Origin of the sequence: Glaciimonas sp. CA11.2, from assembly GCF_034314045.1 — a bacterium.
In the GTDB taxonomy this organism is placed as follows: Bacteria; Pseudomonadota; Gammaproteobacteria; order Burkholderiales; family Burkholderiaceae_D; genus Glaciimonas.
The window spans coordinates 773,958-792,038 of sequence record NZ_JAVIWL010000001.1 but is presented as its reverse complement, the minus strand read 5'-3'; the positions used below and the strand labels follow the sequence as shown (position 1 = coordinate 792,038).

Sequence of the window (18,081 nt, the reverse complement as noted above, 5' to 3'; positions counted from 1 at the left end):
GAGTCCCGAAATAAAATTATTTCATAAAAAAATAGGGTATTATTTTCGAAATAATGAATATATTTTCTTAAATTCGAAAATTAAATTATTTTAAATCAAGCTTGAAAATAATAAAAGTACGTAATTTAATTATAAAAATAACATCAAATTTTCTAAAAAATATAATAGATATAGGTGGAGACAATGACAAAAATATCGCTCAAGCGGCGCCGGATATTAGGTGCGGCCGCTTCCCTGGGTGTGGCTGGTGCAAGCTTAGGATTTCCTTCAATTTTGCGGGCTCAAACCGCGCAAACCATCAAAATCGGTATTCCAACGATCATGTCGGGACGCATTGCGCAATTGGGTATTTCGTCAACCAATGGCGCGCAATTAGAGGTAGATGCCTTTAATGCAGCTGGTGGCTTCAACGGGCAGATGGTCGAGTTGTTGATCCGTGATTCAAAGGGTAAACCAGAAGAATCGAGCCGATTGACGCGCGATTTGATCAACAGTGATAAGTGCAACTTTATCCTTGATTGCGATGCTTCCAATGGCGCGTTCGCGGTGCACGAAGTAGTGCGCGGGACCGGCACTTTATGCATCCACGCCAGCCCGGAAATTTCGACACTGACCGCTGACCCTAAGATGAAAATTCCAAACGCCTTCCGTACAGCACGTCAAGGTGCGCAAGATGCAATCGTGGCTGGACAATATGCTGCCGAAGTAGCAAAGCAAAACAATTTTACAAAGTGGATGACCATCGGTCCTGATTATGCGTATGGTCGCGATACCACTGCGCTTTTCGTCCGGTATTTGAAACATTTCAGTCCATCAGCGCAGATCGTCGGCGAAGCGTGGCCAAAAATGTCGCAGCCAGATTACACCGAGTTCATCACCAAAATTATGCAGGAAAAGCCACAGGCAATATTTACCTGTCTGATCGGCGGCGATCTGGTGTCTTTCATCGATCAGGGCAATCTGTATGGCTTGTTCAATGAGATTGAGGTGTTTGCGGTTGCACTGGCAGATTTCACCACTATTTCTAAAGTAAAAGCGATGCCGAAGCGGGTTCACTCTGGCACCCGTTATCTAAGCGCTTTTCCGAACACGCAGGCCAACAAGGCGTGGGCGAATGCCTACAGCGCAAAATTTAAGGATTCTCCGACAAACTGGTCGTGGCAAGCCGCTTCCGGTATGGATTTTATGCTTGAGGCTATACGCCAGACGAAGTCGGTTGATTCGAAAAAAATGTCCGATGCGTTGCGCGGTATGCAAATCAAATCGCCATTCGGCAGCAAAGGAATGTTGACACTGCGTGCTAGCGACCAGACGCTGGTTGACTATGCCACTGGTTGGGGCCGTATCTCAAATAAATTGCCGTTCATTGAAAACGCAAAAATGGCCGATTGGGGTGTTATCACCGATTTGGAACTGAAGTGGAAAAAAGAAAACGGTTGGGCTTAAGGTTAGTCGCTTAAACCCTGTTGCTCGGTTCTGGTTGCTTGGTGGAGTTAATTTTGCCCCAGAATCGAAAGCAAGTAGTTTTCAGATTTTGTGGGTGTCGTCGGAGAAACTTGAGTGGATATTACTGCGTTATCAGACTGTGTGTCGTCGGCTTCTTGCATGATGACCCAAGGCCTGAATGCCTTCGTTATCGGGATGTTGTTATTTTTGGTCGCATCCGGTTTAACGTTAATTTTCGGTGTCTTGAAGGTGGTCAACTTTACGCACGGCTCCTTGTATATGATGGGCGCTTATCTCGCCTATTACATCTATGGGATAACAGATAGCTATGTGTTGGCAGTCATCATCGCTTCAGCAGGTATTGCTGTGTTCGGTGTATTCCTCGAGCGGATCTTTTTCCGGCGTCTGTATCAAAGTAATTTTTTGATGCAACTGCTGATGTGTTACGGCTGGATTCTGGTACTGGACGATCTGGTTCAATTGATGTTCGGTGCGGAATTTCAGTCGATGGGTATGCCATCTTTTTTTGCAACAGCGCCATTAATGATTGCTGGCGCACCAATTCCCCTCTTTTATATTTTCCTGATCGGCATTAGCTTTTTGGTGGCGCTGGCGGTCTGGATGCTGATTGTGAAAACATCCTTCGGCAGCAAGGTCCGCGCGGCGGCGACCAATACATCCATGACAGGCGCGTTGGGAATCAATACTTCGTTGCTATATGCCGGTGTATTTGCACTCGGTGCCGGACTTGCCGGTCTGGCTGGCGCATTAGCCGCTCCGGTCCGATCGTTAGTGCCGGGAATGGGTTTCTCTATCTTGATCGAGTCATTCATCGTCACCGTCATTGGCGGCATGGGTTCAATCGGCGGCGCCCTGGTTGCGGCAATTTTGATTGGCGTATGCCGTTCATTCGGCAGTGTCGGCTTTCCGATGTTTACTGAAATTGGTGTGTTTGCGTTGATGGCTGTAGTGCTGGTTTTACGGCCCGATGGCCTCTTTGGAAAAGGCGCTCAACGATGAACAATCGCCTGCTCTCATCAACCTCGTTATGGGTGATCGTAGCCTTTATTATTGTGGCGGGGCTGCCTAGCGTGATCGCCTCACAGATGGTGCTGGACTTGATCATTCACATCGCTATATTTGGATTATTTGCGATCTCGGTTAATTTGTTAATCGGTTATACCGGCCTGATTTCTTTCGGTCACGCCATGTTTTATGCCTCCGGTGCTTACGCGTTCGGCTTGTTGATGCAAACCGGCATGTGGTCGATCCCGGCAGCGATGGCAATGGCGGTACTAAGCAGTGCGTTACTCGCCTTGATCGTGGGTCTGATTTGCACTAAAACCAAAGAAATTTATTTTACTTTTCTAACGCTGGCGATTCAGATGATGTTCTACAGCACGATCCTGAGTTGGCAGACACTGACCGGCGGCGATCAGGGATTGACCGGCGGTTTTAAGAAACCGATTTTTCTCGGTATCGATCTGGCGAATACGCATCATGTGTATTACTTCATCGCCGGCGTCGTTATCGTATCGCTCGGATTGTTGTGGCACATCACCAAATCACCTTTCGGCTATGCACTACGCATGGTTCGCGATAATGCTGCGCGGGTTGAGTTTTTAGGGATGAACGTGCGTGGATATCGCGTCGCGGCATTCGTGATCGCAGCGGCTTTTGCCAGTGTCGCCGGGGTGCTGATGAGTTTGTACGTCAGCGCTGCTTATCCTAACTTTGGTTACTGGACCATGTCGGGAGAAGCGATTTTCATGATTATGTTAGGTGGTGTGAATACGTTCCTTGGCCCGTTGGTGGGTGCGACCATGTTGACCTTGCTTAATCATTATGTCACTGCACATACCAAATACTACGGGCTGGTCTTAGGCACCATTATTTTGCTCTACGTACTTTTGTTACGTAAAGGCTTGCTGGATATTGTCGTTGAGCGGTTTATTGCCTTCCGCCTTGGACGCACGAAGCCTGCCCAATTGGTCAAATTTGACAACCCCGTGGAATCGAGACTTCCTTGAACTTTTCAACGTATTTCTCTGCTGTTGTTGTTAGACAGGTTGCCATTTTTCGGGACACGCCATGCTAAAAATGACCAATGTAACAAAGGCGTTTGGTGGCGTCGTTGCAACCAATGATTTTTCGGCAGAATTTGAGCGCGGCAGCTTGTCAGCAATCATCGGCCCTAATGGTGCAGGCAAAACCACGCTATTTAATCTCATCAGTGGCAAAATAAAAGCAGATTCCGGCAGCATTATTTTTGACGGAAAAGACATTACCACCTTGCCAGCGAAGGCGATTGTTCAACGCGGGATCGGACGCGCATTTCAGGTGTCCAGTATTTTTCCCACCTTGACTGTGGCGCAATCGCTAGAAGCAGCGGTGATGGCACATCGTGGCCAAATGAGTAATATCTTTGCCTCGTTTTCAACGCCGCGTTCGCCGTCTTTGGTGAAGGAGCGGGCAGCAGAAATCGTAGAAATGCTCGGCATGGAATTAAAGGCGAATACGCTAGCCCGAGAATTACCGCATGGGGATCAGAAGCTGCTCGATATCGGTTTAGCGCTCGCGCTTGAACCGCGTTTGTTGTTACTTGATGAGCCGACGGCGGGCATGGGACCGGAAGAGCGGTTGTTGATGATGGAGCGAGTCCACTATTTATGGCAGCGGGAAAAAATAACGATCATTTTTATTGAGCATGATATGGACATCGTATTTGCCCGTGCGCAAACCATCCGCGTATTGTATTACGGCGCATTGCTGGCCCAAGGCACGCCCGATCAAATTCGTAACAATCAGGCTGTCATTGACGCTTATCTGGGCACTGGATTTGAAGAGGCTGCTGCGTGAGCGCCGACAGCAGTTTGTCGGTCGGCGGACTAACCGCATTTTACGGCGCCAGCCAAGTGTTATTCGGTATTAATCTGGAAGTGGGCCAAGGTCAATGCCTGGCATTGTTGGGTCGCAACGGCGCGGGCAAGTCGACCACGATGAAAGCTATCGCGGGCATTATTCCCAGCGCCGCCACGAAAATAGATCTGCATGGAAAAAGCATCAACGGCATCGCATCCTACCGCATCGCTCGCGCCGGGCTGGGATTCGTACCGGAAGACCGGCAAGTGTTTCCAGAGCATTCAGTGGAAGACAATTTGACGCTGGCAGAAAAGACTGGCTTGCAGAATCAGCGTGACTGGACGTTACAGCGTGTTTATGAAGCCTTCCCGCTGTTAGTGCCATTGCGCAATCGATTAGCGGGACAGTTATCTGGCGGCGAGCAACAAATGCTGGTGATTGGACGTGCGTTGATGGGCAACCCGTCGGTGCTGTTGCTGGACGAACCGAGCGAAGGATTAGCGCCGGTAATTGTCCAACAAATAGCGGTGCAGATTAAGGCATTACGAAAAGGCGGAACGACCATTTTACTTGCCGAGCAAAATATGCATTTTTGCCTGCATGTGGCGTCGCACGTTGCTGTTATCGACAAAGGAAAAATCGTTTATTGCGATTCGGTCGAAGGCTTGCGTAATAATGAGCCCATTAAACGCCGATATCTCTCTGTGTAACCCGGTTGGGGAGCATTCCCATTGATATTCATGTAGTTGCTGTAAGCGAGACAGAGGCTTGTCTCGTATCTTTATTTTGTTTTTGATTCAGATTTTATTTTTACAAAAAAATATAACAATAAGGAGGAGACCATTCATGAAGTATCAACAAAAGTTACGTTCCTTAGGCTGTTTGATCGCACTATGTGCGGTGGCGTCGTCACCTTTACAGGCGCAGACGATGGACAATTTGAAGAACGATGCCGCGCATCCGGAAAACGTGTTGACTTATGGCATGGGTTACTCCCAGCAACGCTATTCGACGCTCAAACAAATCGATAAAAAGAATGTCAAAAAGTTGGCACCTGTTTGGGCGCTGGGTCTGGAAAATGAATATGGCGAGCAAGCCCAGCCGATGGTGCAGGATGGCGTGATGTACGTTAGTAACGCCAAGTGGACCGTTGCCATTAATGCCCTAACCGGCAAGCAAATCTGGCGCACCGCGGTTGATTTTGATCCTGATACCCCGCGAGTGGTTTGTTGCGGCGTGTCGAATAAGGGTGTTGCCTTATATAACGGCATGGTATTCCGTGGCACGCTGGATGCGAATATCGTGGCGTTGGACCAAAAGACCGGAAAAGAAATCTGGAAGACGAAAGTGATCGATTGGAAAGAAGGATATTCCATCACCGGTGCACCATTGGTGGCCAACGGTGTATTGATGACCGGTATTTCTGGTGGTGAATTTGGTGTTCGCGGCTTTGTCGATGGCTACGATCCAGCCACTGGCAAACAATTATGGCGTCGTCATACAACAGCTGGCCCGGATGAAAAAGCGGGCGAAAGCTGGAAGGTCGAGAACGCGTACAAGAACGGCGGCGGCAGCACCTGGCTGACGGGCAGTTATGATCCAGAGTTGGATCTGGTCTATTGGGGTACAGGTAACGCGGCACCCTGGAATCCAAATTCTCGCGGTGGTGACAGCCTTTACACCGCTTCTGTGATTGCGTTCCGTCCAAAAACCGGTGAAATCGTCTGGCATTATCAATTCACGCCGAACGACATGTTCGACTTTGATGCAACGTCCGAAATGATCCTCGGCGAATTGAAAATTGATGGCAAACCGCGGCGTGTATTGATGCAGCTTGATCGCAATGGCTTTGCTTATGTGATTGATCGTACCGATGGCAAGTTGTTGGCAGCCAATCCCTATGCAAAAGTTAATTGGGCTTCGCATATTGATATGGCGACGGGTCGTCCGGTCGAAACCGGTGTCGCCAAGACATTGCGTGATGGCCAGTCGGCCGATATCTGGCCGAATATTATCGGTGCCAAGAATTGGTCACATGCCGCGTTTAATCCACATACCGGTTTGTTGTATGCCAACACTATCCACATGTCGTCGTCCTACTCACTCGATACCGTAGCGACCTATAAATCCGGCATGCGTTGGGTTGGCGTAAAAGATATTAAATTCGCTTTTGAGCCGAATGCGCCACATGGCTTTATCTCAGCAATCGATCCAATGACTGGCGTAGCAAAGTGGCAGATTCCGTTGAGCGATCACGCCAATTGGAGTTCGATGTTGGCCACTGCAAGCGGCTTGCTATTTACCGGCCGTCATACCGGTGAATTTATTGCACTGGATGCGGACAATGGTAAGACGCTTTGGCAATTTCAAACGAGTTCCGGCATCAATGCTAGTCCAATTACGTGGACTATGAATGGCAGACAATATGTCACCGTATTGTCTGGCTTCGGCGGCTTGGGTAAGCGATGGGTTGGTCCTGAGGCGAAAAATGTTCCACAAGGTGGTTCAGTATGGACTTTCGCGCTACCGGCTAAATAAGCAGATATAAAAAAAGACGTTTTACGTGCGTGCACCCGTCAAGGGTGTACGCCGGGAGAAATAAATTGCATCAAATCTTTGGTAACTTAGTTAGTGTTCCCCGCCGGTTATATTCAACTGCGATTGCAGGTCTATTTGTCTTCGCGACTGTTGCCGCAACGGCGCAAGATATAGCGACACCGTCGCCAGAACAAGTTGCGCAGGGTGCCAAGTTGTATGCCGCAAACTGTGCTGTTTGTCATGGCGGCCATATGGTAGATGAGGGCGGTGGATTTTTTGACTTGCGTACTTTTCCGCCCCAACAACGGACGCGTTTTATTACTTCGGTAAGCAACGGGAAAAATAGTATGCCGCCGTGGAAAAGCGTGTTGTCGCAAGACGAAATAGCATCACTTTTCGCCTATGTTGTCGCAGGCGAAAAGTAGATAAAAAAAGTAAATAACTTTAATGCGTACTTTTACTAAAGTCGCTTTAGTCAGAAAATCGACAACATACTTGGTGCAACATAGACTTCGACTTGATGGTCAACAACATTAGGTGGTGCTATTCGGTTTAAATCGAATAGGAAAACATTGTGTGGCACATCAAATCGCCATGCAAATGCGTTGCTTCCAACAACAAAATTGACCGTTGTTGCATCGGTTACGTTGATGTGAGTGGTGGTGGGATCAACTCTGACGGTGACCGTCGCCGATCTGGCTGAAGCAGCGCTACCCAACGATACCATTGTGATCGTTGCTGCAGATGCTGGCGCTGACAATAGTGCGCATACCGTGATGAGCAATGCTGCCATTAACGTTGCCAACAAGCTAGGGAGTCTGGATAGGCGATCGCCGTCAGGAATCTTGGAAACAGAGTGAGTTGATGTCTTATTAAACAGCCTGTCAAAGCAGGCGTCGGACGGCCGTAAAATTATTTTCTTGCTCATCGCGCACTCCTTAAATTAGGTAGAACGTGACACTTAGGAATTGAAGCAGTTTCACGCTATAAAAAACGACGTTTCAAGGGATAAAGTAGCACTCTTGATTGTGAAAATATTCGCCGTATCAAAACACAAAATAATGATGTTAATTGTATAAGTCTTTGTTAATACAAAAATTGATCTTTATCAAAACATCCTCATATTTCAGTTCCAGCATAATGTCCTTTAGATCATCGGCGAGCTGGCTATTTCAGAGCCTTTCTCCAGTGCTGTTGTCAAGATCGCGAGCCCGAGAACAGTCGGCAACTTTTGCCAGAGTAGGTTGATGAAGAGAGCCGACCAGGAATGCATTGATGGATGTATTTCCAGCGAATTTTGAGTGATTATTTCAACATTCGAGCGGGAATAAGTTAAGTAAAGCTGGACCCATAAGCGTTGCCATATTTTTTATTGCCGTTCGGAAATTATAAATTTGTCTTTATTTGTTGGTTAAAGCAGAAGGCATGATGTGTCTTTCGCTTTGGTCGATACGGATACCTTCAGCTAATAGCTGGTCGGGACACCATTTGCCGTCCTTGCATCACACTTAACCGAGTCTTCTTTATGTCGTAATATAGAGAAAATGTACTGGCTAGTACAAAAAAAATTCTAATAAGTATTTTAAAATTCCAAAGAATAATGTAACATCAGATTAATCGACTCAGGCATCATTCGGTCGACCAGCCACAGCGGATGGCAAAAGACACAACGGACACAACGGGGGAGACAATAAAATGGTTTCAAGACGTACGGTAATTCAGGCGGCTATTGCCGGTAGTGCTGCGATTGTATTTAAAGCAGCTTCGGCGCAAACCAGCTCCTGGCCCGAAGCGAATGTTCGCATCGTGGTGCCGTTTAGTGTCGGTGGTGCATCCGACGTCTTGACCCGTTTGCTGGCTGCCAAACTTCAGGCGAAGTTGGGGCAAAGCTTCATTGTCGATAATCGTACCGGCGCCGGTGGCAATATCGGTATGGAAGTGGTGCGTAGCGCCAAACCTGACGGATATACGATTGCATCGGCTACGGTCGGCACGCTGTCGATCAATCAGTTCTTGTTCAATAAAATGAGCTACGATCCGGCGCAAGATTTTGACTACGTTTCGATGATCTGGGAAAACTGCAACGTGTTTGTTGTCGCGGCAGAACATCCCGCAAAAACAGTACAAGAATTTCTGCTCTGGGCGCGCAAGCAACCTAAGGGCGTGTCTTACGGTTCTGCCGGTATCGGTACCACGCCGCATCTGGCCGGAGAATTATTCCGTGCCCGTACCGGGATTCAGGCGCAGCACATTCCATTTCGCGGCGCATCGCAATCAATGCCTGCATTATTGGCTGGTGACACCAACTTTGCGATCGATAATATTGCCAGCTACATGGGCCTGATTCGCGCTGGCAAAGTGAGGGCGCTGGCAGTCACTTCGGCCGAACGCTGGCCTACTTTGCCGCAAGTGCCGACCATGGCGCAAGTGGGGATTCCTGATTTTGTCGTTACGTCATGGGGTACCTTCGTCATGCCTAAAGGCACGCCAGCCCCAATCGTTGCCAAATTATCTGCAGCACTGAAAGAAATCGAGAACGATCCGGTGGTCAAGCAGCGTTTTCTTGAAACCGGAGCGCGTGCGATTTGGTCGTCGCCGCAAGATGCGGTCGCGTTTGCCCAAAAAGAGCGCGTGAAGTGGAAAGATGTTGTACAACTTTCCGGTGCGAAACTGGATTCATGATGACGCCGCCTTTTAGCCGAACGCTGATCGAATTAGTTCGTGAGCAAGCCCAGCGCGCGCCGCAAGCCTGCGCTTTGGTGTGCGAGCAAGGACGCTTCACTTACGTGGATCTGGCGGAACGCGCTTCTCGCGTAGCCAGCGCTTTGCAAGCTGCCGGAATAAAACGTGGCGACCGCGTGGGTGTATTGCTGAGTAACCGCGTTGAATGGATTGATGTCTGTCTGGGCGCCGGTGCTTTGGGCGCTATTCTGGTACCGCTGAGTACCTGGTCTACCCGGAATGAACTGGCTTTCTTGTTGAAAGACTCAAGCCTCTCGCTGTTGATTTCAGCGGCTCGCTTCGGCGACCGTGATTTTGAAGCTGATTTCGTTGCGCTTCAGGGCCTGCCAGGTGTACCGGTCTCAGAGCACATCTGGTTGCTTGATAACGTGATCGGCGTTAGCACGTTCTCTTCTTATAACACGATTTTCGATACCGCCATTGCACTAGGCGAGTTGGCATCAGGTGCCGGTCCTTGCGCAGACGATGATGCGTTAGTACTTTATACATCCGGTTCAACAAGCGCACCGAAAGCCGTGCCTTTGCGCCAGTTTGCAGTCGTCGAAAACGGCTTCAATATCGGTGAACGCCAAGGCTTCACGGGCGACGATCGAGTACTGTTGTCATCGCCTTTGTTTTGGGCATTTGGTGGCGCAAATGCATTGCCCGCCACCTTTGGTCACGGCGCGACATTAGTATTGATGGAAAAATTCGATGCCGCAAGCGCGATGAAAATCATCGAGACTGAACGCTGCACCGCTATCTATACTTTGCCAGCAATGACTTCAGCGTTAGCGCATCACCGTGACTATCGCAAAGAGCGTCTGGCAAGTCTGCGTACCGGTGTCACCATCGGAAGCGCCGAAGAGTTTTTGATCGCGGTCGAGACGCTGGGCGCTGACGAGTTATGTAACATTTACGGCGCTACCGAGACTTGCGGTAATTGTGCAGTGACGTGGTACCACTGGCCAGTTTTACGCCGCGCCCATAGTCAGGGCCCGCCGCTGCCAGGACAACAAATTCGCTTTATCGATGAAGATACCGGCGAAGAAGCATTGCCCGGTATGCCGGGATTAGCTGAAGTGCGCGGTTACACCACACTTGGCTACACAGGATTCAGCGCGCAACAGAATGCGACCGCGTTCACCGAAGACGGCTACTACCGCACCGGCGATCTGGGCAAGTTCAATGCCGATGGCGATTTTGTATTCGTCGGTCGGGTTGGTGAAATGATTAAGCGTGCCGGTATTAATGTCTCGCCGGCCGAGGTGGAAGCCGTTTTACGACACCATTCATCAGTACAAGATGTCGCCGTAGTTGGCGTACCGGATGCGATCCGCGGTGAACTGATTTTCGCATTCGTGGTACCTGTTTCGTCCGAGGCCTTCGACTCTGCTGCTTTACTGCGGCATTGTGCGGCGGAATCGTCGAAATATAAGGTGCCCGACCATATCGAGTCCTGCACGAGTCTGCCGCTTACTGCGACCGGCAAACTGCAGCGGCGCGAACTTAAGCAATTGGCTCTCGAACGCGCTTTGGCACTTGCTGCCATCGCGTCCCAAAAACGCGCTTCGGCAGTATAGTCGTCGCGCTTCACTCCTGAGGTATTTATGCCACTTAACCGACCTACGGCCGTTATCGGGTCAGCCATCATGGTCCCGATTAACTCGGACCGCCGTTCCCTAGAGGAAATCCTGTACGACGTTGCACAGGCGGCCCTGAAGAGCGCCGGTATCCCTATCGAAGATATCGACGGCATCATCGTCGGATCTAATGACCAGGTCGACGGTCGTGCTATCTCCATCATGGCCGCATCTGGCTCTGTTGGTGGTGTCGATCGCGACATCCTGTCCACACCATCGGCTGGCGAACATGCCTTCGTAATGGGTGTATTGCGTATCGCTTCAGCCCATTTCGAGACGCAGTTAATTGTTTCCTGGGGCACAAGAGAATCATCGTCACTTTCTGAAGTCGAGCGCCTGGCTAACGATCCTTATTTTCATCGCAAATTGCCGCTGGATGATTTATCTTCGTATGCATTGCAAGCTAATGCGCTGATCGCCGCACAGCCTGAAGCACAAACATTAGCTGCACAACTGGTGCAGCAGAATCGTCGCCGCGGATCTCACGCCTATCCGGAAGCAACCGGTCCGGTTGAGACAGCAGCAGAGATCAATGCGTCAAAAGCGGTACGCTGGCCTGTCCGTGAAGCCATGCTGCGCACACCAACTACAGGCGCGGTAGCACTCGTACTGGCATCGGATGAGTACGTTGCCAAAGCGGGAATTACTAATCCGGCGTGGATTCGCGGCATGGGTTGGGCGACTGAAGCAGCATTCCTGGGTGATCGTGATTTAACTGCTGCGACAGCGTTGCAAGAAGCTGCACGTCAGGCATTTAGTGACGCCGGTGTTGCCAGTATTAAAGAAATCGACGTTGCTGAAATCAGTGGTCCTACACCGTTTCAAGAATTAATCGCTTATCAAGCGCTCGGTATTGCAGAGCCAGCACAATGGGCTGAAGTCGTCAGCACAGAACACGCACATCCGACACTCAATCTGTCCGGCGGTGTGGCGTCAATCAATTCTGTATTTTGCGGCGGACTGGTACGTATTGCCGAAGCTGCTAATCAGGTCATGGGAACGGCCGGTAAGCATCAGGCAGCCAAGGTTGACACCGCGCTGGCGCACGCAGCAAGCGGTCCAGCCATGATGTATCAGACCGTTGTCGTATTCGGAAACAAACTGGGAGGAACCCAATGAGTCAATCACGTACGAATCAACCACGTGTAGGTATTATCGGCATCGGTCAATCCGCATTCAAACCGAAGCGCGACGACGCAAGTTATCCGGATCTGGTACGCGAAGCAGTTGTACTGGCGATGGCCGGGAGCCAACTTGAATTCGACGATATCGATGCTATTGTGTATTCCCTGTCGCCAGATGCGATGGTTGGTATCGGTAACGCAGAACGCCTGGGCGTTGATGCAGTCGGTGGACGTAACAAGCGCTTCCTGCGTATTAACACCGGCGGTGCAACTGGTATTTCCAGTGTTGCTGCTGCGTATTACCACATCGCTTCGGGTGCAAGTGATGTCGTGATGACAGCTGGTGCTGACAAAGTTGGCGAATGCGGTGATTCACAAACCGTACTGAACAAAATCTGGGATCCTATCTACGAGCGTCCATTGCCCCTAGGCACGATCACCATGCTGGCGATGTCGGCAATTCGATACGCAGATAAGTATGGCATGTCGCAAGAAGACATGGCAGCGGTAGTCGTGAAGAACCGTTACCACGCTTCATTGAATGCCAATGCGCATTTGCGTAAAACGACGACTGTCGAAGAAGTGATGAATTCACGCATGATCAGCTATCCGATCAAGCTGATGGATTGCTGTCCACAGTCCAGCGGTGGCGGTGCGATGATTCTAGCTTCAGAAAAGTACATTAAAGACCGCAATCTGGACGCTGTGTGGATTACTGGTCTGGGCCATTGCTCAGAGAGTTATTACATCGGCGACCGTATGGGTAATGACTTCTTGGCCGACCATGCTGACGCTTTTGCATTAAGCCGTTCGTTTGAGCGTACTTATAAAATGGCCGGTATCACCGACCCGCAAAAGCAGATCCATGTGGCCGAATTGTATGCACCGTTCAGCAACACTGAATTTCACTCAATCGAATCAGCTGGCCTGGCTAAAATCGGCACATCGGTGGAGCAGTTGAAAGAAGGACGCTATACGATCGGCGGCGAGATTCCGGTCAATCCATCGGGCGGTACTTTATGTACTAACGCGATTGCGGTGACTGCGATGATTCGCGTAGCAGAAGTAGCGCTGCAAGTGTGGGGCAAAGCTGGAGCGCATCAGGTAAAAGGCGCACGCGTAGGCGTCGCCAGCGGTAACGGTGGTGATCACCAGTTCTTTGGAACAATGGTCATCGAGGCATAACATCGAGAGTGTTAGTACTTAAGCAAAACCGCCCCAGCGGCGTTATACCTCCTTGCGTTACATTCGTAATGTCTGCGTCGGTATGCCTTGCTGGGACAATTTTACGTAAGTCCTAAGAGTGAAAAGGCGATCTCAGGAAACATCTCCTCAAGAATGTTTCAGAGATCACCAAAAATCAATCAATTTTCTGAAGGAAAAAAAATGGAACTGCTGAAACGCCGCGAGGCTTGGAACATTACCTACAATCACGCACTGGGAGAAACAGCAAGCTGGTTCTACGTTCAGATTCGTGACCACGCTAAGATTTATGGTCGTCGTTGTGGCGAAACCGGTCGTGTACTGGTCCCACCACGCGCTTTTTCTGACCAAACTTTAGAGCCAACCACGGAATGGGTTGAAGTCGGTCCAGGCGGTTGTATCGAAACGTTCACGATGGTCTATGAGCCATTTCAAGGCTTGCCAGATCCTCCGTATGCTTTCGGTTATGTTTTGCTGGATGGTGCTGATACTGCAATTGGTGGTTTCTTCAAAGGTATCGACCTGACAGATCCAGATAAAGCAGCTAAACAAATGGCATTGAAAACACGTGTCGTCACTAAATTTGCAGAAGTCCGCACTGGTGATGTCCTTGATTTCTGGTTCGAGCTGGAAGCAATCTGATGCAAACGGCATCCAGAACCGCACAGCGGGTTGCGGTGATTGGTGCCGGGGCGGCTGGCCTCTGCGCCGCCAAGCACTTATTGGCGCGCGGGGTCGACGTCGTAGTCTACGAACTTGGTTCATTCATTGGCGGACTGTGGGTCTACCAGAATGATAATGGCCTTTCACCGGCCTACCGATCGCTGCACTTGAATTCCGAAGTCAGCATCACAGCATATAAAGATTTCCCTTTTCCTAAAGATGGCCCGCTGTACCCGGATCACTTCGGCGTCAGTCGCTATTTGCAAGCTTATGCCGAAAAATTCGGCGTAGTGCCACACATCCGGTTCCACTCTAAAGTGGTGGATGTTGCGGCCAAAAATGGTGGATGGCAGGTTCGTCTCGATGACGATACCGTTGAACAGTTCACCTCGGTCGTGATCGCTAGCGGACATCAGGGCGTGCCTAAGCATGCCGCCTGGCGTCATGACTTTGCTGGCGAATATCTGCATTCAAACAGTTATCAAGTTCCCGAACCTTTCCGCGATAAGCGCGTATTGGTGGTCGGTATGGGTAACAGTGCAGTCGACATCGCCTCCGATATTTGCGTCGTCACTAAATCAACCACAATTTCTGCACGTTCGCCTGTATTAGTCATGCCGCGTATGTTGTTCGGCGTGCCGACTTCACGCGTGCTGGGCAAGATTGAAAAACGCTGGATGCCTTGGCCGATGCGCCGTACCATGCGTGAAATGCTCACCCGCGTCGTGCACGGCAGTATGAAGCAATGGGGTTTTGTTGCACCTAAAACACGAACACATCCGACCAGTCATCCAAGTCTGATGGGACATTTCGTCTGGAACCGCATCACGGCTAAACCCGGAATTGAATCGGTGACCGGTAACGAAGTGCGCTTTCTGGACGGTAGCGTCGCGTCATTTGACACTATCATTGCGGCCACTGGCTATTCAGTTGGACTGCCATTCCTGACTAAAGATGCGGGAGAGACCGAAGAGCACAAACCAGATTTGTTCCTGCGCGTCGTTTCACCAACGCAACCTGGCCTGTATTTTGTGGGATTGTTTAACGTCGCCGGTGGCGGCAACATCCGCATGATGGACGATCAGGCCGAATGGCTCGCCGAGATGGTATGCGGTGATGTCGACTTGCCGGATCAGGCCGGAATGCGCGCCGCGATAAAGGAAGAGCAAGCTTTCCTGCAACGCCATTACCCCGCCAGCCCGCGCTATGCACTTGAACTCGATCCAACTTTCTATCGCAAGCAACTCGCAAAAGAGCGCAAGCGTAGCCTTGGTTATCGGCAACGTGTTGCGCAGCGGGTGTCGATCGATGTGGTTGAAAATTCAGTTGCTAAGTCAGCGTCCACATAAATAGCGGAAGACTAACGTAAAACTATCTCATTAATGGGCGTGTCAACCCTGGCGCCAAAGATAGTACGGTTAGTCCGATTCCGATGTAAATCCTGGCAAGTGCGCGGCAGTCCGACAACTTTGAAATGAGATTACTACTATGTCATTACGTGACAAATCCTGTGTAACTGGTGTCGGTGAAACCGTCTACATGCGCGGTTCTACTAAAACAGCATTCGAACTTCAAATCGAAGCCTCATTGAAAGCGATCGCGGACGCAGGGCTGACACCAAAAGATATCGACGGAATCATCCCGGTCGGCATCGTCAGTGGTACATCCGACGATTTTATCGAAAACTTCGGCATTCCCGATTTGCGTTTCTCAGCGGTGATTCCGCATGGCGGTGCTAGTCCAGTGATGGCGCTGCAATGCGCCGCTGCGGCAATCGCCGCTGGTGTCTGTAATCATGTATTGATTACCTTTGGCCGAAACGTCAGTGCTGGATCCAACAAGGCCGGCGCACGCATCCACCAGATGCCGCAGTTCCATTTCGTGACAGAATTCGAATACCCTATCGGTGCAATCGCTCCGGCGCAATTGTATGCGCCGATGGCACGCCGCCATATGGAGTTGTACGGCACTACGGTTGCGCAATTCGGCGAGGTGGCGGTGGCCTGTCGCAAGCACGCGCTGCTTAATGACAACGCCCTGATGAAGAAACCGATTACGCTCGAAGATCATCGCAACTCGCGCATGATTGCCGATCCGTTCCGCTTGCTCGATTGCAGTTTGGAAAGCGATGGTGGCGCAGCCATTATTGTGAGCGCTGCTGAACGTGCCGGTGATTTGCGTCAACCACGGGTATATATTTCTGGCGTTGCCGCCGGTCATCCCGATTCACCAGGGTCCATCACGCAACGCCCGGATATGACCAGTCTCGGCATTGCTAAAGCGGCACCGCGCGCATTTCAAATGGCGGGCGTAACGCATGATGATATCGACCTCACACAAATTTACGACTGTTTCACCTATGCCGTGATTCGCCAGCTTGAAGATATCGGCTTCTGCGCTAAAGGCGAGGGCGGTCCATTCGTGGAAAACGGTCGCTTGCAACTCGGCGGTGCATTGCCGACCAACACGCACGGCGGTTTATTGTCGCAAGCGCATGTATGGGGTCTGAATCATATCGTTGAATTGGTGCGGCAATTACGCGGTCAAGGTGGCCGCGCACAAGTTGAGAATGCCGAAGTCGGTCTCGTGACCGGCTATGGCGATATGGGCGATGGCGCTTTAGCCATCATGCGCAGAGGATAATAAAATGACCGTTCCAACCAAACCGATTCCACAATTTAACGAACTGTCACGACCTTACTGGGAGGCCGCTGTAGAAGGTCGCCTGGTGATTCAGCATTGCGCCGCATGCGGCAAAGCCCGTCATTATCCGCGCCTGTTGTGCGATGCATGTTATTCAGATGCGGTGGAATGGAAGGCCGCCAGCGGTGCCGGCAGAGTACATAGCTGGACCGTTGCGCACCATGCATTTCACCCTGCTTTCGCGGCCGAACTGCCGTACACGTTGGTAACGGTGGATTTGGACGCCGGTGTCCGTGCGCTGGGGCTTTGGCAGAGCGGTACGCCTGTCATCGGGCAGTTGGTACAAGGCCGATTTGTACCGCGGGATGAAACGGCTGATCTGATTTTTGAGTCAAGTCCAGACCCATTAAAGTGAAAAATAACGCCGAGCATAAGAGTAAAGATCCAGTCGATATCGTCAAGATGCGGGGAACCGTGGCGGCAAAAATGGCCACTCCCTGCAAAGTTGATCGTAGCGTACAGGGCATCTCATCACGCAATACCACGCGTCATGCACCCACCGAGATAGAAGATATTCGCGACGCAGTTTCCAGACTCAAACGTGAACGTATCATCTCGGTCGCGGTTGAGCTGTTCTATCACAGCGGGTTCAACAACACCACGCTTGAAGCAGTCGCCGAGAAAATCAACGTCACCAAGCCATTCATTTATTCGCACTTCAAATCGAAGAACGATTTATTGGCAGAAATATGCTCACGCGGTATTCGTGCATCGTTAGAAGTATTGAATCAGATCGTTGCCACCGGACATTCGCCGACCGAAAAAGTACGCTCGCTGGTGCATGACTTTACGCTGGCAGTCCTGGAAAATCAGGAGGCAATTGCCATCTACATGCGCGAGCAAAAGCATTTGTCAAAGATGGATAGCGAAGTCATTGAAGAGATGCGACGCGAGTTTGATCGTAAATTGTGTGCATTGCTGGAGGACGGCATCGCCACCGGCGAATTCACCGTACCGGATGTCAGAATTACGTCGTTGGCAGTCGGCGGCATCGTCAGCTGGTCATGCGTATGGTTCAGACCTCACGGCCGCCTGAAACAGGTTGAAACCGCCGAGCACGTGTCTGATTTGGTATTAGCCATGATCCAGGCCAAGTCAAATCGCCGCAAACGCGCGCGTGCTGCGGTGGAAACTGCTTGAGTTTTCGGTTGCGAGCCGCATATTATTTCAACATCAGC

17 protein-coding genes are annotated in these 18,081 nt (G+C 50.5%); 16 read left to right on the top strand and 1 reads right to left on the bottom strand.

Translation table 11 applies throughout. The annotated features are described in order from the left end of the window. Positions 1–183 precede the first annotated feature (183 nt). The 7 genes from RGU75_RS03375 (at position 184) to RGU75_RS03345 (ending at position 7,271) form a co-directional block, all read left to right on the top strand. A complete protein-coding gene (locus tag RGU75_RS03375; protein ID WP_322233005.1) occupies positions 184–1,446 on the top strand; it encodes an ABC transporter substrate-binding protein in 1,263 nt (420 codons plus the stop codon). 159 nt (positions 1,447–1,605) lie between these two features. Then, the gene (locus RGU75_RS03370) at positions 1,606–2,466 is read left to right on the top strand and encodes a branched-chain amino acid ABC transporter permease (RefSeq protein ID WP_322233004.1); all 861 of its coding nucleotides are present in this window, start codon (positions 1,606–1,608) and stop codon (positions 2,464–2,466) included. After that, positions 2,463–3,476, top strand: coding sequence for a branched-chain amino acid ABC transporter permease (locus RGU75_RS03365; RefSeq protein ID WP_322233001.1), 1,014 nt, complete (start codon positions 2,463–2,465; stop codon positions 3,474–3,476). Before RGU75_RS03370 ends, RGU75_RS03365 begins: the two co-directional genes overlap by 4 nt. A 61-nt stretch (positions 3,477–3,537) precedes the next feature. After that, positions 3,538–4,305 (top strand): ABC transporter ATP-binding protein, encoded by a 768-nt coding sequence (locus tag RGU75_RS03360; protein ID WP_322232999.1) that lies wholly within the window; start codon positions 3,538–3,540, stop codon positions 4,303–4,305. After that, positions 4,302–5,018, top strand: a complete 717-nt coding sequence (locus tag RGU75_RS03355) for an ABC transporter ATP-binding protein (RefSeq protein ID WP_322232997.1) — start codon at positions 4,302–4,304, stop codon at positions 5,016–5,018. The genes RGU75_RS03360 and RGU75_RS03355 overlap by 4 nt, the downstream gene beginning before the upstream one ends. 136 nt (positions 5,019–5,154) lie before the next feature. Continuing rightward, complete coding sequence (locus tag RGU75_RS03350) at positions 5,155–6,846, top strand: PQQ-dependent dehydrogenase, methanol/ethanol family (protein ID WP_322232996.1); 1,692 nt, start codon at positions 5,155–5,157, stop codon at positions 6,844–6,846. 65 nt (positions 6,847–6,911) lie between these two features. Beyond that, a complete protein-coding gene (locus RGU75_RS03345) occupies positions 6,912–7,271 on the top strand; it encodes a cytochrome c (protein WP_322232994.1) in 360 nt (119 codons plus the stop codon). A gap of 50 nt (positions 7,272–7,321) precedes the next feature. Here RGU75_RS03345 and RGU75_RS03340 read toward each other — a convergent pair whose 3' ends face one another. Beyond that, complete coding sequence (locus RGU75_RS03340) at positions 7,322–7,774, bottom strand: CzcE family metal-binding protein (RefSeq protein ID WP_322232992.1); 453 nt, start codon at positions 7,772–7,774, stop codon at positions 7,322–7,324. Between the two features lie 767 nt (positions 7,775–8,541). Between RGU75_RS03340 and RGU75_RS03335 the strand changes: the two genes are divergently transcribed. The 9 genes from RGU75_RS03335 (at position 8,542) to RGU75_RS03295 (ending at position 18,043) form a co-directional block, all read left to right on the top strand. Continuing rightward, complete coding sequence (locus RGU75_RS03335; protein WP_322232990.1) at positions 8,542–9,528, top strand: tripartite tricarboxylate transporter substrate binding protein; 987 nt, start codon at positions 8,542–8,544, stop codon at positions 9,526–9,528. Then, positions 9,525–11,150, top strand: a complete 1,626-nt coding sequence (locus tag RGU75_RS03330) for a class I adenylate-forming enzyme family protein (protein ID WP_322232988.1) — start codon at positions 9,525–9,527, stop codon at positions 11,148–11,150. The genes RGU75_RS03335 and RGU75_RS03330 overlap by 4 nt, the downstream gene beginning before the upstream one ends. A 27-nt stretch (positions 11,151–11,177) precedes the next feature. Continuing rightward, positions 11,178–12,329 (top strand): thiolase C-terminal domain-containing protein, encoded by a 1,152-nt coding sequence (locus RGU75_RS03325; RefSeq protein WP_322232986.1) that lies wholly within the window; start codon positions 11,178–11,180, stop codon positions 12,327–12,329. After that, positions 12,326–13,519, top strand: coding sequence for a thiolase family protein (locus tag RGU75_RS03320; protein WP_322232984.1), 1,194 nt, complete (start codon positions 12,326–12,328; stop codon positions 13,517–13,519). Before RGU75_RS03325 ends, RGU75_RS03320 begins: the two co-directional genes overlap by 4 nt. 201 nt (positions 13,520–13,720) lie before the next feature. Continuing rightward, positions 13,721–14,179, top strand: a complete 459-nt coding sequence (locus RGU75_RS03315) for a Zn-ribbon domain-containing OB-fold protein (RefSeq protein ID WP_322232982.1) — start codon at positions 13,721–13,723, stop codon at positions 14,177–14,179. Then, positions 14,179–15,549: a flavin-containing monooxygenase gene (locus RGU75_RS03310; protein ID WP_322232980.1), complete on the top strand. Its 1,371-nt coding sequence runs from the start codon at positions 14,179–14,181 to the stop codon at positions 15,547–15,549. The genes RGU75_RS03315 and RGU75_RS03310 overlap by 1 nt, the downstream gene beginning before the upstream one ends. Positions 15,550–15,688: 139 nt before the next feature. Next, on the top strand, positions 15,689–16,843 hold the full coding sequence (locus tag RGU75_RS03305; protein WP_322232978.1) for a thiolase family protein: 1,155 nt from the start codon (positions 15,689–15,691) through the stop codon (positions 16,841–16,843). A gap of 4 nt (positions 16,844–16,847) precedes the next feature. Beyond that, positions 16,848–17,258: a Zn-ribbon domain-containing OB-fold protein gene (locus RGU75_RS03300; protein ID WP_322232976.1), complete on the top strand. Its 411-nt coding sequence runs from the start codon at positions 16,848–16,850 to the stop codon at positions 17,256–17,258. Beyond that, positions 17,255–18,043: a TetR/AcrR family transcriptional regulator gene (locus RGU75_RS03295; protein WP_322232974.1), complete on the top strand. Its 789-nt coding sequence runs from the start codon at positions 17,255–17,257 to the stop codon at positions 18,041–18,043. Before RGU75_RS03300 ends, RGU75_RS03295 begins: the two co-directional genes overlap by 4 nt. Positions 18,044–18,081 lie beyond the last annotated feature (38 nt).